At 68.2% G+C, this 14,048-nt stretch carries 11 protein-coding genes and 1 pseudogene; 6 read left to right on the forward strand and 6 right to left on the reverse strand.

The genetic code is table 11. The annotated features are described in order from the left end of the window. The first annotated feature begins 12 nt into the window (after positions 1-12). Both KPB06_RS27990 and KPB06_RS27995 read left to right on the forward strand, forming a co-directional pair. Entirely contained in the window at positions 13-972 is a 960-nt protein-coding gene (locus tag KPB06_RS27990; protein WP_059574486.1) for a GlxA family transcriptional regulator, read from the forward strand. A gap of 74 nt (positions 973-1,046) precedes the next feature. Then, positions 1,047-2,194: pseudogene (locus tag KPB06_RS27995) on the forward strand (epoxide hydrolase family protein). A gap of 104 nt (positions 2,195-2,298) precedes the next feature. Here the strand turns inward: KPB06_RS27995 and KPB06_RS28000 are convergent. Together KPB06_RS28000 and KPB06_RS28005 are read right to left on the reverse strand one after the other, a co-directional pair. Next, complete coding sequence (locus KPB06_RS28000) at positions 2,299-2,790, reverse strand: 2,4'-dihydroxyacetophenone dioxygenase family protein (RefSeq protein ID WP_059574484.1); 492 nt, start codon at positions 2,788-2,790, stop codon at positions 2,299-2,301. Between the two features lie 126 nt (positions 2,791-2,916). After that, the gene (locus KPB06_RS28005; RefSeq protein ID WP_059574482.1) at positions 2,917-3,867 is read right to left on the reverse strand and encodes a LysR family transcriptional regulator; all 951 of its coding nucleotides are present in this window, start codon (positions 3,865-3,867) and stop codon (positions 2,917-2,919) included. Between the two features lie 105 nt (positions 3,868-3,972). Here KPB06_RS28005 and aptA point away from each other — a divergent pair, with 105 nt between their 5' ends. Continuing rightward, complete coding sequence (gene aptA / locus KPB06_RS28010; RefSeq protein ID WP_059574671.1) at positions 3,973-5,328, forward strand: omega-aminotransferase AptA; 1,356 nt, start codon at positions 3,973-3,975, stop codon at positions 5,326-5,328. Between the two features lie 49 nt (positions 5,329-5,377). Next, positions 5,378-6,895, forward strand: coding sequence for a CoA-acylating methylmalonate-semialdehyde dehydrogenase (locus tag KPB06_RS28015; RefSeq protein WP_275905861.1), 1,518 nt, complete (start codon positions 5,378-5,380; stop codon positions 6,893-6,895). 94 nt (positions 6,896-6,989) lie between these two features. Here KPB06_RS28015 and KPB06_RS28020 read toward each other — a convergent pair whose 3' ends face one another. Beyond that, positions 6,990-7,364: a COG4315 family predicted lipoprotein gene (locus tag KPB06_RS28020; RefSeq protein ID WP_059574669.1), complete on the reverse strand. Its 375-nt coding sequence runs from the start codon at positions 7,362-7,364 to the stop codon at positions 6,990-6,992. 302 nt (positions 7,365-7,666) lie between these two features. Further along, the gene (locus tag KPB06_RS28025; protein WP_124859060.1) at positions 7,667-8,467 is read right to left on the reverse strand and encodes a helix-turn-helix transcriptional regulator; all 801 of its coding nucleotides are present in this window, start codon (positions 8,465-8,467) and stop codon (positions 7,667-7,669) included. A gap of 125 nt (positions 8,468-8,592) precedes the next feature. Here KPB06_RS28025 and KPB06_RS28030 point away from each other — a divergent pair, with 125 nt between their 5' ends. Next, positions 8,593-9,999, forward strand: a complete 1,407-nt coding sequence (locus KPB06_RS28030; protein WP_059608909.1) for an APC family permease — start codon at positions 8,593-8,595, stop codon at positions 9,997-9,999. Between the two features lie 72 nt (positions 10,000-10,071). Beyond that, positions 10,072-11,181 carry a DmpA family aminopeptidase gene (locus tag KPB06_RS28035; protein WP_275905860.1) on the forward strand — a complete coding sequence of 370 codons (1,110 nt, stop codon included), beginning with the start codon at positions 10,072-10,074 and terminating at the stop codon, positions 11,179-11,181. Between the two features lie 153 nt (positions 11,182-11,334). On the opposite strand, the gene KPB06_RS28040 is transcribed toward KPB06_RS28035, so the two are convergent. Next, positions 11,335-11,547: a hypothetical protein gene (locus KPB06_RS28040; RefSeq protein ID WP_059574472.1), complete on the reverse strand. Its 213-nt coding sequence runs from the start codon at positions 11,545-11,547 to the stop codon at positions 11,335-11,337. A gap of 136 nt (positions 11,548-11,683) precedes the next feature. After that, the gene (locus KPB06_RS28045; RefSeq protein WP_275905859.1) at positions 11,684-13,867 is read right to left on the reverse strand and encodes an FUSC family protein; all 2,184 of its coding nucleotides are present in this window, start codon (positions 13,865-13,867) and stop codon (positions 11,684-11,686) included. Between the last annotated feature and the right edge of the window lie 181 nt (positions 13,868-14,048).

Here is a 14,048-nt window from a genome sequence, read left to right on the forward strand (position 1 = left end):
CGGAGAGCGCATATGCACCGAATCGGCTTCTTGATCAGCGACGGTTTCCAGATCATGGCGCTCGCCGCGCAGTCGGTGTTCGAGTACGCGAACATCGGGATGGACGCGCCGTTCTACGCGATGGACAACTATTCGGTCGACGGCGGCGACGTGCGCTCGTCGCTCGGGCTGCCGGTCGCCACGCGCGCGCTGCGCGGGCGGCTCGGCGTCGATACGTGGATCGTCGCGGGCGTCAACGACCCGCTTGCCGCGCCAGCGCCGGCCGGCGTCGTCGCGTACCTGCGCCGCGCGAATGCGCACGCGCGGCGGATCGCCGGCATCTGTACGGGCGCGTTCGTGCTGGCCGAGGCCGGGCTGCTCGCGCAGCGTCGCGCGACCACGCACTGGGCGTTCGGCCGCGACATGCAGCGGCACTACCCGGAGATCCGCGTCGAGGACGACCGGATCTTCATCGTCGACGGTCCGATCTGGACGTCGGCCGGGATGACGGCTGGCCTCGATCTCGCGCTCGCGATGGTGGAAAAGGATCTCGGCGCCGACGCCGCGCGCTCGGTCGCGCACAAGCTGGTGATGCATCAGCGCCGGGCCGGCGGCCAGTCGCAGCATTCGGAAATGCTTGCGCTTGCGCCGAAATCCGACCGGATCCAGAACGCGCTCGACTACGCGCGGCAAAACCTCGGCCGTGCGCTCAGCGTCGAGGAGCTGGCCGAGGCCGTGCACCTGAGCCCGCGCCAGTTCAGCCGCGTGTTTACGCTCGAAACCGGGCAGTCGCCCGCGAAGGCGATCGAGCGGCTGCGGCTCGAATCGGCGCGGCTGATGATCGAGCAAAGCCGCCACCCGCTCGACGTGATCGCGAAGGAGAACGGTTTTCGCGACCGCCGGCACATGCGCGACGCGTTCGTGCGCGGGTTCGGCGTGCCGCCGCAGGCGTTGCGGCGCGACGCGCGCGCGGACGAACGGGAAACGCGCTGACGCACGCGGCCGCCGCCAGCGCGGGTCCGAAAAAGCGCGCAGAATCGCGTCGACATGTTTCGCGAGGAGACACGATGCGCGCCGAGCCGTTCGATATTGCGATACCCGATCAAGCCCTTGACGACCTGCGTCGGCGCGTGCGCGACAGCCGCCCGCCGAACCTCACACCGGCCGAGCCCTGGCAGCAGGGCGTCGACGGCACGTGGCTGCGCGAACTGGCCGCGTACTGGGTCGACGGCTTCGATTGGCGCGCGGCGGAACGTGCGCTGAACCGGCTGCCGCAGTTCGTCGCGGACGTCGGCGGCCGGCGCGTGCATTTCGTGCATCGGCGCGGCACGGGGCCGAAACCCTATCCGCTCGTCGTCACGCACGGCTGGCCCGGTTCCGCATTCGAATTCCACGCGCTGATCGACCGCCTGTGCGATCCGGCTGCGTTCGGCGGCGATCCGGACGACGCATTCGACATCGTCGCGCCGTCGCTGCCGGGCTTCCTGTTTTCTCCCGCACCGGCGGCGCCCGGCACGTCGGCGCCCAGGTCGCCGACTGCTGGGCGGAATTGATGGCCGGCCTCGGCTACCCACGGTTCGGCGCGCAGGGCGGCGACCTGGGCGCGGGCGTGTCGGTCGCGCTCGGTGCGCGGCATGAGGGCGTGGTCGACGGCATCCATCTGAACTACCTGCCCGGCAACTACGAACCGCCGATCGACGCGGCGCGGCCGCTGACCGACGACGAGCAGGCGTTCCTGAAGCAGCGCGGCGAGTGGGCGGTGCTCGAAGGCGGGTACGCGCACGTCCACATGACGAAGCCGCGGACGCTGGCCGTCGCGCTCAACGATTCGCCGCTCGGGCTGGCCGCGTGGATCGCCGAGAAATTCCGTGCGTGGAGCGATTGCGACGGCGATGTCGCGCGGCGGTTTTCGCACGACACGCTGCTGACGGGCATATCGCTGTACTGGTTCACCGGCTGCATCGGCTCGTCGATGCAGATGTATTGGGAAAACCGGCTGCAGCCGATGCGGTTTGCGGCCGGGCAACGCGTGGCGGCGCCGGTCGCGTTCGCGCGTTTTCCGAAGGAGATCAGCCGCCCGCCGCGCAGTTGGCTCGAACGTGTGTTCGACGTCGCGCAGTGGACCGACATGCCGAGCGGCGGCCATTTCGCCGCGATGGAGGAGCCGGATCTGCTGGCCGACGATATTCGGCGGTTTTTCCGGCGATTTCGGTAACGAGCGGGGTGGCCGGCGAAGCGTGCCGGCGGCCATTCGGGCGATCGGCCGCGGCACCGCCGCGCGGATCGCGCGGCGCCGACGTCGCCTGTCTTGTCATGTACTTACCGCGTCACGAACGCCGAGGCCGCATCCGGCGCCGTCCGCGCATGCTTGCGCTGGCGCAGCAGCGCGACGCGGCAGTTCTCGCGCGCCGTTTCGCGGCCGTCGTCGTCGAGCAGCACGAGGTCGCCGCGCATCACGTTCAGCGTGATCACATCCTCACCGGGTGCGCCGAGCGTTTCCGGCGTATGCACCGAGCCGGCCGGTTCGAGCACCGTCGAACCGGCGCGCGCGACCCAGTCGTATTCGCGGTAGCGCCACGCCCCCTGCAGCGTATGGACGAACACCTCGCCGTCGTGGCGGTGGCGCGGCAGCGTGCCGCCGGCCGGCATCTTCAGCAGCGCGGTAAGCGTGTCCTCGGCCGCATTGATGTGCAGGTACTTGATCGCGAGCCCCGGCAGGTCGGCGCTCATCGGCAACCACGGCAGCGCGTCGCCGGGCAGGCACGAGATCGGCGGCAGATCGGTGGAGAGCGGGGCGGACGGCTGCGTCATGGCGGAAGGCGGCGTGGAAACGGAAAGAGGTTGGCATTATCGCAGAGCGTCGCGACCCATTTCGTCGCACTCAGGCGGGCGTGGCCGGGCCCGCGCGGCGACGGGGCCTGACCGAGCCGGAAACCGCTACGCCGCCGGCCGCACCGCCGCATGCGCGGCTTCGAGGCACGACTGGAACAGCAGCGCGGCCCGCGACGGCCGCGGCGAGCGCCGCAGCAGGCTCACGAACCGGCACTGGTAATTGAACCGGTGCGGCGCGACCGGCTGCATCAGCCCCTTGTTTTCGAAACTCTCCGCGTAGTGATCGGGCAGGAAGCCGAGATAGCGGCCGGACAGGATCAGCGTCGCGATCGATTCCTGGTCCGACGCGGTCGCGCTGCGGGTAAGCTTCGCGCGATGGCTCAGTTCCATGTTCGGCGAATGGAAACCGAGCCCGGCGAATGCGTGATTGCGGATCGTCGTCCACGTGAGCTTGCCGTGCGGCGCGTCGAACAGCGGATGCTGGCGGCCGCAATAGAGCAGCATCCGTTCGTCGAACAGCGACGAATACACGAGGCTGCCCGAGTTGCGGTGCGCCGGAATGATCCCGACCTGATAGCTGCCGTCGATGATCCCGCGCTCGACCTCGTTGATCGACGCGACGTGCAGGTTCAGCGCGACGTCGGGCGCTTCGTCCGCGAACTGGCGAATCGCGTCGCCCAGGCGCGCATGCGGATTGGTGGCCGTCTTGTCGAACACCGCGATGTGCAGTTCTCCGCCCATCCTGTCATGAATACCGTCGATCCTGCTGCGAAATGCTTCCATCGACGCCAGCAGCCGCAGCGTTTCCTCGTACACCGTCTGCCCCTCGGGCGTCAGCGTGAAGCCCGCGCGGCCGCGCCGGCACAGCACGAGGCCGAGCCGCGTTTCCAGATCCTTCACGTGCCGGCTGATCGTCGAGATGCCGATATTCAGTTCCAGCTCGGCCGCCGCCATCCCGCCGCACTGCACGACGCCCTTGAAGACTCGCAGCAGGCGCAGGTCCATGTCGCTGAGCTGCCCGAGCAGCGCGCGGCTCTTCGGTTTCTTTGCTTGCATGGATGAGCAAGTGAACATTGATATTGCGATATTCAAAAGACTAATTGGCGTCCCGACAATGTGCAACATCATTACCAGGAGGAGGGGCGCGCCGCGCCGACCGACATGACCGACATCACCACCGCCCAGCACGACGAAACCAACCTCCGCACCGACGCCGCGTGGCTCGATGCGCACTGGATGCCGTTCACGGCCAACCGCCAGTTCAAGGCCGATCCGCGCCTGATCGTGTCGGGCAAGGGCGCGTATTACACCGACGCCGAAGGCCGCAAGATCTTCGACGGCCTGTCGGGCCTCTGGTGCACGGGCCTCGGTCACGGCCGCACGGAAATCGTCGAGGCCGTGAGCCGCCAGGTCGCGCAGCTCGACTACGCGCCGGCCTTCCAGTTCGGCCATCCGAAATCGTTCGAGCTCGCCAACAAGATCAAGGAACTGACGCCGGCCGGCCTCGACTACGTGTTCTTCACGGGCTCGGGCTCGGAAGCGGCCGACACGTCGCTGAAGCTGGCCCGCGCGTACTGGCGCGCGAAAGGCAAGGGCACGAAGACGCGCCTGATCGGCCGCGAGAAGGGTTACCACGGCGTGAACTTCGGCGGCATCTCGGTCGGCGGGATCGGGCCGAACCGCAAGCTGTTCGGCCAGGGCCTCGACGCCGATTTCCTGCCGCATACGCAACTGGCCGAGAACAAGTTCTCGCGCGGCATGCCGGAGCACGGCGCCGAGCTGGCCGACCGCCTGCTCGAGCTGATCGCGCTGCACGACGCATCGAACATCGCGGCCGTGATCGTCGAGCCGTTCTCCGGTTCGGCGGGCGTGGTCGTGCCGCCGAAGGGCTATCTGAAGCGCCTGCGCGACATCTGTACCGCGCACGACATCCTGCTGATCTTCGACGAGGTGATCACGGGCTTCGGCCGGGCCGGCGCGATGACGGGCGCCGACGCATTCGGCGTGGTGCCGGACATCATGAACTTCGCGAAGCAGGTGACGAACGGCACGCAGCCGCTCGGCGGCGTGATCGCGACGAAGGAGATCTACGACACGTTCATGGCCGCGGGCGGCCCCGAGTACATGCTCGAGTTCCCGCACGGCTACACGTATTCGGCGCACCCGGTCGCCTGCGCGGCCGGCGTCGCGGCGCTCGACCTGCTGGTGAAGGAAGACGCGGTGGCCCGCGTGCGCGATCTCGCGCCGCATTTCGAGGCGGCCGTGCACGGGCTGAAGGGCCAGCGCCACATCGCGGACATCCGCAACTACGGGCTGGCGGCCGGCCTGACGATCGCCGCGCTGCCGGGCGAGCCGGCACGGCGCCCATACGAAATCGCGATGCGCTGCTGGGCGAAGGGCTTCTACGTGCGCTACGGCGGCGACACGATCCAGCTCGCGCCGCCGTTCATCGCCGAGAAGCGCGAGATCGACAACCTGGTCAACGCGCTGTCCGACGCACTGAACGAAGTCGACTGAGCCACGGCTCGCCCGCAGCGACAACCGAATTCACGATAGAGCCCGAACCATGAAACACGACAGCAATGTGACCTCCACCGTCGGCCACCTGATCGACGGCAAGCGTGTCGACGGCGGCAGCCGCGTCCAGCCGGTGTTCGACCCGGCCACCGGCGAATCGCACAAGAGCGTCGCGCTCGCCGACAAGCTGACCGTCGAAGCCGCGATCGCGTCCGCGCAGGCCGCGTTTCCGGCCTGGCGCAACACGCCGCCGCTGAAGCGCGCCCGCGTGATGAGCCGCTTCAAGACGCTGCTCGAGGAGCACGCGGAAGAACTGTGCGCGCTGATCACGGCCGAGCACGGCAAGGTGCTCGCCGATGCGATGGGCGAACTGCAGCGCGGGATCGAGAACGTCGAGTACGCGAGCTACGTGCCCGAGCTGCTGAAGGGGGAGCACAGCAAGAACGTCGGCCCCGCGATCGATTCGTGGAGCGAGTTCCAGGCGCTCGGCGTCGCGGCCGGCATCACGCCGTTCAACTTCCCGGTGATGGTGCCGCTGTGGATGTGGCCGATGGCCGTCGCGTGCGGCAACACGTTCGTGCTGAAGCCGTCCGAGCGCACGCCGTCGTCGACGCTGCGCATGGCCGAGCTCGCGCTCGAAGCCGGCCTGCCGCCGGGCGTGCTGAACGTCGTGAACGGCGACAAGGAAGCGGTCGATACGATCCTGACCGATCCGCGCGTGAAGGCCGTGAGCTTCGTCGGCTCGACGCCGATCGCCGAATATATCTACTCGACCGGCTGCGCGCACGGCAAGCGCGTGCAGGCGCTCGGCGGCGCGAAGAACTTCGCGGTCGTGATGCCGGATGCCGATATCCCCAACGCGGTGAACGCGCTGATGGGCGCCGCGTACGGCTCGTGCGGCGAGCGCTGCATGGCGATTCCGCTGGTCGTCGCGATCGGCGACGAAACGGGGGACCAGGTCGTCGCGGGGCTGAAGGCCGAGATCGAGAAGATGAAGGTCGGCCCGGGCAACGGCGCGGGCGTCGACATGGGCCCGCTCGTCACGCAGCAGCATTTCGAGAAGGTCACCGGTTTCGTCGAGGCGGGTGTGGCAGCGGGCGCAACGCTCGTCGTCGACGGCCGCGGCGTGAAGGTCGACGGCCATGACGGCGGCTACTACCTCGGCCCGTGCCTGTTCGACAACGTGAAACCCGGCATGCCGATCTATCAGCACGAGATCTTCGGGCCGGTGCTCGGCGTGATCCGCCTGGAGTCGCTCGACGACGCGATGGCGCTGATCGACGCGCACGAATACGGCAACGGCACGTGCCTGTTCACGCGCGACGGCGAGGCCGCGCGCTACTTCAGCGACAACATCCAGATCGGCATGGTCGGTATCAACGTGCCGCTGCCGGTGCCGGTCGCGTATCACTCGTTCGGCGGCTGGAAGCGTTCGCTGTTCGGCGATCTGCACGCGTACGGCCCGGATGCCGTGCGCTTCTATACGAAGCGCAAGACGATCACGCAGCGTTGGCCGTCGGCCGGCGTGCGCGAAGGAACGGTGTTCAGCTTCCCGTCGAACCGCTGAGTTGACGCGCGCACCGGCTGCATCCAGCCGGTGCGACCTGCGGAACCGCCAGGGCCCGCCCCGATCGCCGATCGGCGGCGGGCCTTTTACGTGCTTACGGCGCGACCACGTGCCACACGTTCTTGAAGTTGTCGCCGTTGCGTTCGCCCTGTTTCATGTCCTTCGAGAAGAAGTACAGCGGCTTGCCCTTGTACGCCCATTGCGGGCTGCCGTCGTCGCGCTTGACGATCGTGTAGGGGCCGACCGGTACGTCGGTCGCGCTGGCCTTGTACGGCGGCCAGAGGGTTTCGCATGGGCCTGAACAGGCGCTGGTGCCGGCGTTGGGCTTGTCCTTGTCGAACGTGTAGACGGTCATCCCGTTCGCGGCGACGAGTGCGCCGTTTTCTTCCTTCGTGATGGAACCCTGGGCCGTGGCCGAAGCTGACGCAATGGCGAGCAGGGCGGAGCTGACGAGCAGCGCGGCTTTCATGAGTGCCTCCTGATAGTCCGGTGAGCGGCCGCGATCGCGCACGGGCGAGCGTGCGCCGGAATCGCGATGAATGGTGCCGGAGCACGGCGCCGTCGCCGCCCGCCCGCGCGAGCGAGCGACCCGGGGCGAATGGCGGCAAACGGGCGCCTTCTTCACGATAGGCGGTTTTTGGCGACGCTGCGAGAAGATCGGGGGGCATATCGGCGGCACGTAGGCCGCGCGCAACGGCGCGACGATCGTCGTCATGCGTCGGTATTCGGCGTCCGTCCCCGAGCCCGGCCCGCGCGTGCCGGCCGACGCACTCATCCGGCCGCATCGTCCCCCAGCGCCTGAATGAACCGGGAAAACAGCTCCGGCTGAGACGAAATCCCGAGCTTCGCGTACACATGCCGCCGATGCACCTTCACCGTTTCGGGTGAAATCGCGAGCCGCTCGGCGATCGCCTTCGACGAATTGCCGCGCAGCACCATGCGTGCGATCGACATCTCGCGGTCGGTCAGCACGCCCGCGCCGAAGCGTGCGAGCGCCTGCTCGACGCGCGCGCCGAGATCGGCATCGGGCGTCGTGCGCGCCGCATCACCCACCAGCCGCCAATGCTGCCGGATGACCGCGAGCACCCACGGCATCGCGGCCGTCAGCTTGCCGAGCGGCTCGACGTCGAAGCGCGCCGATGCACCGAGCGACAGCGACAGCAGCGTATCGGCATTCGGCCGCACCAGAATCTGGATCTCGTCGTCGCCGACCGCGTCGCGGAAATAGCTCAGGAAATATTCGCTCTGCCGAAACAGGTCCGGCGCGACTTCCTCGAGCCGGTAGCAGCCGTCGGCGAGCCCGTCGTGCGCGGCCTGCAGGAACGGATCGAGCAGATATAACCCATTCAGGTAAAGCGGCACCGGCGACGGGGTATCGGTGCCGCCCGTGTCGTATTCGTCGAGCACGAGCGGCACGCCGTCGCGGCCGACCGCGGTCGCGAGCGCGTTGTCGAACGGCGCCATTTCGTTGAGCAGCAGCACGAGGAACCGCCAGAAGCGCGGCTGGCCGAGATGATCGATTGCGCGGCCGAGCGCCTGGTGCATCGCGATTTCGGAAAAGAGACGATCCATACCACCACCGGAAGGGCGTAACACGAAGGGGGAATAGCGGTCCTGAAATTGGCTTCCTAGACTGCCACGCAATCAATCGGGCCCGAGTATGGGTGTTCAAAAAAACGCGGCACAGGAAGAACGAAATGGCGATGATGTCGGAATCCAAGGGCACGCTGCAAGCGGCCTCTGCAACGGAAGACGCGCCGCGCGCGCTGTCGCAGACGCTCAGCGTGCGCGACGCAGTCATGATCACCGTATCGGGCGTGACGCCGGCCAGCTCGATCTTCGTGATCGCGCCGTTCGCGATCCAGCAGGCCGGCAGCGGCGCCGTGCTGTCGTTCGTGCTCGGCGGCGTGCTCGCGCTCGCTTTCGCGCTCTGCTATGCGGAACTCAGCGCCGCGCACCGCAGCGCGGGCGGCGAATACGTGATGGCCAAACGCGTGTTCGGCACGCTGCCCGGCTACCTGACCTTCATCACGGTGCTGTCCGTCAGCGTGTTCATCCCGGCGGTGCTCGCGAGCGGCGCCGCGCCGTACCTGAACAACGCGCTCGGCACGCACTTCGGCAACCAGTCGGTCGCGCTGACGATCGTGCTGCTCAGCTATCTGCTCGGCATGCTGAACATCAAGACGAATGCGTGGATCACCGGCGCGTTCCTGGTCGTCGAAATCGGCGTGCTGATGTTGATCGCGGGCCTCGGTTTCGGCTCGCCGCAGCGCGGCGCCGACGTATTGATCGCACCGGTCGTCGCGAGCGGCAATGCGCTCGCGCCGGCCACGCTCGCGGCCATCGTGCCCGCGATCGGCACCGCGATCTTCTGCTACAACGGCTTCGGCTCGGCCGCCTATCTCGCGGAAGACCTGCGCGGCGGCAACCGCAACGTCGCGAAGGCGGTGATCTATTCGCTGCTCGTGATCCTCGTCGTCGAACTGGTTCCGCTCACCGCCATCGTGCTCGGCGCGCCGTCGCTGACGGAACTGACGAAGAGCGCCGACCCGATCGGCTATGTCGTGCGCTCGCTGAGCAATCCGGCCGTGTCGCGCGTGGTCAGCGGCGGGATCTTCCTGTCGGTGTTCAACGCGATCATCGCGATCGTGATCACGATGGGCCGCCTGCTGTACAGCAGCGGCCGGCATGCGCTCTGGTCGCGCACCTGCAACCGCGCGTTCTCGACGATCCATCCGCGCCTCGAATCGCCGTGGCTCGCGACGATCGCGCTGGCCATTCCGTCGGCCGGGCTCGTGTTCGTGTCGAGCCTCGACGAACTGACCGCGTTCACCGTCGACCTGCTGCTGCTGATCTACCTCGTCGTCGGGCTGGCCGCGCTCGCGAGCCGGTTCGTGCGCCGCGACGTCGAGCATCACTACCGGATGCCGCTGTGGCCCGTGACGCCGCTCGTCGCGGTGGCGGGCGCCGCGTATACGCTCTACACGACGCTCGCGACGGCGACGAAGCCGACCGACCTGATCATCATCGCGGGGCTGCTGGTCGCGGCGCTCGCGATGTACGTGGCGTGGGCGCGCCACAGCGAAGCATTCCGCGCGCTCTGAGCACCGGATCGACGTCTTGCAGCACCGAAACATCGAACCATTGAAAGATTGAAAGACTGGAGGAATCGCATCATGCGCACGAGGGATCTCGGCATCCGCATCGGCCTCGGCACGCCCGGCCGCTTCAACGCGATCACGGACGTACCGGGCGTGCGGGTCGGACACTGCACGCTGAACGTCGAGGACGGCGACGCGTCGATCCGCACCGGCGTCACCATCATCGAGCCGCGCGCGGGCGCCGCGCACGATTCGCCGTGCTTCGCGGGCGTGCACGTGCTGAACGGCAACGGCGACGCGACCGGGCTCGAATGGATCCGCGAAGCCGGCCTGCTGACGACGCCGATCGCCTATACGAACACGCACAGCGTCGGCGCGGTGCGCGACGCGCTCGTCGCGAATGAGCGCGAAGCGGCGGCCGGGCGCGTGTACTGGTGCATGCCGGTCGTGATGGAGACCTACGACGGCCTGCTGAACGACATCTGGGGGCAGCACGTGAATGCCGCACACGTCTTGCAGGCGCTGGCCGCCGCGCAGTCGGGGCCGGTCGCCGAAGGCGGCGTGGGCGGCGGCACGGGCATGATCTGCCACGAGTTCAAGGGCGGCATCGGCACCGCGTCGCGCGTGCTGGCGAGCGATGCGGGCGGCTGGACCGTCGGCGCGCTCGTGCAGGCGAACTACGGCGTGCGCGAGATGCTGCGCGTGGCCGGTTATCCGGTCGGCGAAGTGCTGCGGCACGTGCATTCGCCGTTTCGCGAATCCGAAGCGAAAGGCGAGGCCGGCATGGGCTCGATCGTCGTCACGATCGCGACCGATGCACCGTTGCTGCCGCATCAATGCACGCGTCTCGCGCAGCGCGCGGGCGTCGGGCTCGCCCGCGTCGGCGGCGGCACCGAGGATTCGAGCGGCGACATCTTTCTTGCGTTCGCCACCGGCAACGACGGCTTGCCCGCGGCGAACTACGGCAGCAAGGGTATGCCGACCAGCGGCGTGCGGATGGTCAACAACGACCATATTTCCGCGCTGTTCGTCGCGGCGGCCGAAGCGGTGGAGGAGGCGATCGTGAATGCGCTGGTCGCGGGCGGCGACGTCGAGTCGCGCGGGGCGCGGGTCGAAGGGATCGGGCCGGCGCGCTTGCTGGATGCGTTGCGCGAAGTGGGCTGGCGGCCGGGGCGTGGCGCGTGAGACGGCAAGCGCCGCTTCAATCGAAGCGGCGTAGCGCGGGACGGCGATGCGGCGACCGGCCGGACCGCGATCGGCCGGCCCCCCGTCCGCCCGCGCATGTCATGCATGCGGTGTGGGCGATGCGGGCCTGGCCGTGACGAGGTCGCGTCATGCTCAACTGCCGAAATAGATGTTGCAGAAGCTGACGGGGCCGACGCACGCGTTCGGGTCCTCCTGCTTCGATTGCGCACGATCGACGCGACCGGCGGCCTGGACCGCCTCGGCGCGGTTCGCCTGTTGCGGTGCGGCGTCTGCCGGCGCCGGCTGCGCGTGGGCGACGGCAGCGGTGAGCGACAGGGCAACGAGGGCGAGGTGCAGCGGCTTCATTTTGTTTCTCCTGGGTGAGTGCCAGTCTCGCTGGCAGTGAGGAAACTATAGGCTCGCACTGCTTAAAGATTAATCACCGGGGCTGTAGAGCTTATTTCCATCCGAAACAACGATCCCGTTGCGCGCACATCCATCCTCAATGGCGGTGCCGGTTGAACGGCGCGTCCTTGTCGAGCAGCGCGCTGCGCATGAAGTGCAGGCAGCCGACGATTCGCTGCATGTTGCGGCGCGCGTCGGGCACCGCGTACCACGCCTGCAGCGCGTGCTGCGCCGCGCGGATCGCGAGATTCACGGATTTCAGCGTGCGCGCATGGCGGGCGGGCGTCGGATCGTCGAAGAAGCGCGGCAGTTCGAGCAGCACCGCATCGATCGAACCGGTCCAGCGTAGCGTCTGCGGCGGTTTCGACGCGCGGAACGCGTGCACCTCGTCGCGCAGGTCGATCACGGCGTGGCCGACCTCGAGCGTCGACAGCATCCAGCGCAGTGCATCGCGATGCTGCCGCGTGCGGCGCACGAGCAGCGTACGCAATTGCGCCATCAGGTCGTGCGTGCTCGACTGGAAGCGCTGCGCGAGGCCGTTCGGCGCGCCTTCGCACGCAAGCGTCACCTGGCGGCGCAGGTCGTGCGCGATCCGGCCGGTGAGCCAGGGCATGTGGGTGGGGAACACGACGGCGAACACGAGCGAGCATGCGAGCATCGCGACGACGACCGCCAGCCCGTTGTTGATCAGCACTTCCGGCGTATACGCGATCGTGTTGTCGGGGCCCGCGAGCAGGCAGAAGAACACCGCGAAGCCGATCCCGTAGCCGGACAGGCCCGGCCGCATCGCGAGAAACGCGCCCAGGCCCAGCACGGGAGCCAGCGCCGCGCACAGCAGCGGGAAGCCGTCGATGTTCGGATAGACGTAGCACAGGAACACATAGCCGACCGCGGTCGCGAACGCCGCGCCGACACCCATCTGCGCGACGAACTTCGGCGCGCGCGGCGAGGTCGAGCTGAGCGCGCACGCGATCGCGGTGGCGATCACCGCGAGCGAGCCGCTCGGCCATTCGGACGCGATCCAGAACGCGCTCATCGCACCGACGGCGATCACCGTGCGCAGGAACGCGAAACCGACGAAGAACGAATTGGTTTTGACCGCGTAATGCGTGACCGAGCGCTCGAACGCGTGATCGTCCTGGTCGAGCGACGCGTAGGTGTCGACGTAGCCGAGATATTCACCGATGAACCGGTACAGCAGCTCGATCGCGGTATCGAAGTCGAGCAGGCCGCCGGCCGCGTGGTCTTCGATGCCCCGGCGCGACGCGCGCGCGGCCTTCGGCAGCGCGCCATGGAAGCGGCGCAGGTCGAGCAGCGCGCCGGTGGCCGGTGCGATGCCGCGCTGGCGTTCGTCGCGCAACGCGGCGAAGCGCAGCGCGAGCGTGTCGACGTGCGGCGCCAGCGCTTCGAGCACCGCGTCCGAGCGATTCGCGCGCAGGCGCTTGACGAGCTGGTGCAGCGCATGCAGCCGCGTGCATGCGTTCATGAACTCGCTGTTCAGCCGCGCGAGCCGGCGGCTGCGCGCGCGAATGTGCGGATCCTCGAACGACGCGAACGCGCGGTTCGCTTCGAAGCCGACGATGTCGTCGACGAAGTCGGCGAAGCGCCGTTCGAAATCGCCGCGTGCGACGTCGCCCGCCAGTGCGCCGGCCGTGAATGCCGCGAACGTTGCGTGGCGTGCGCTCAACGAACGCATCAGCGCCTTCGCGGAACTCAACGGCAGGATCAGCGCGCTGACCGCGCCCGAGCACGCGATGCCGAGCGCGACTTCCGCGGCGCGCGTGAGCGCGGACTGGAACAGCGTCTGCGGCGTCATCACGGCCGGCAGGCCGATCAGCGCGGCCGTGTAGCCGGCGAGCACGAAACCGTACCAGCGGAAGTGGCGGTTGCGCACCGCGAGTGCGATGCAGCCGCCGATCCACAGCGTGATGCCGGCCATGTACAGCTCGGGCTGCTGCGCGAACAGCCCGCCGAGCGCGAGCGCGCCGACGAGGCCGGCCGCCGTGCCGAGCACGCGGTAGAAGCTCTTCGCGAACACCATCCCCGACAGCGGCTGCATCAACACGAACACGGTGGTCATCGCGGTGCGCGGCTGCGACATCTCCAGACGCATCGCGATGCCCATCGCCAGCAGCGCCGCGAGCACGGTTTTCGCGAGGTGCAGCCAGATCAGCCCGTCGGTCGCGGCCCAGTCGCGCGCCGCGTTGCCGAGTGGATCGAGCCATGCTCTCCATCGTGCCGGTTCGATGGAAGGTCGCTCGATCGCAGGTTGTGGCTTCATGAAAAGAGGGCCCAGGGCCGACCGCGCAAGGTGCCGCGGTACGCCCGAACGGGTCCGTTCGACGGGTGAGGCGCCGATTGTAGGAGTGCGGCGCCCGCGCATTAACGCAGTTGCGGGGAAACGATAGTTGCAGCCGGAGTAACAATCTGTCGCATCCGGTGGAGGAAAATGACGGCTCCGC

The organism is Burkholderia semiarida, assembly GCF_029268935.1.
Lineage (GTDB): Bacteria > Pseudomonadota > Gammaproteobacteria > Burkholderiales > Burkholderiaceae > Burkholderia > Burkholderia semiarida.

Coding starts and splice junctions, on each gene's coding strand:
- KPB06_RS28000 (WP_059574484.1), bottom strand. CDS start 2,790: ATGACGCAGCCGTCCGCCCCGCTCTCCACCGATCTGCCGCCGATCTCG.
- KPB06_RS27990 (WP_059574486.1), top strand. CDS start 13: ATGCACCGAATCGGCTTCTTGATCAGCGACGGTTTCCAGATCATGGCG.
- KPB06_RS28005 (WP_059574482.1), bottom strand. CDS start 3,867: ATGCAAGCAAAGAAACCGAAGAGCCGCGCGCTGCTCGGGCAGCTCAGC.
- aptA (WP_059574671.1), top strand. CDS start 3,973: ATGACCGACATCACCACCGCCCAGCACGACGAAACCAACCTCCGCACC.
- KPB06_RS28025 (WP_124859060.1), bottom strand. CDS start 8,467: ATGGATCGTCTCTTTTCCGAAATCGCGATGCACCAGGCGCTCGGCCGC.
- KPB06_RS28015 (WP_275905861.1), top strand. CDS start 5,378: ATGAAACACGACAGCAATGTGACCTCCACCGTCGGCCACCTGATCGAC.
- KPB06_RS28030 (WP_059608909.1), top strand. CDS start 8,593: ATGGCGATGATGTCGGAATCCAAGGGCACGCTGCAAGCGGCCTCTGCA.
- KPB06_RS28020 (WP_059574669.1), bottom strand. CDS start 7,364: ATGAAAGCCGCGCTGCTCGTCAGCTCCGCCCTGCTCGCCATTGCGTCA.
- KPB06_RS28040 (WP_059574472.1), bottom strand. CDS start 11,547: ATGAAGCCGCTGCACCTCGCCCTCGTTGCCCTGTCGCTCACCGCTGCC.
- KPB06_RS28035 (WP_275905860.1), top strand. CDS start 10,072: ATGCGCACGAGGGATCTCGGCATCCGCATCGGCCTCGGCACGCCCGGC.
- KPB06_RS28045 (WP_275905859.1), bottom strand. CDS start 13,867: ATGAAGCCACAACCTGCGATCGAGCGACCTTCCATCGAACCGGCACGA.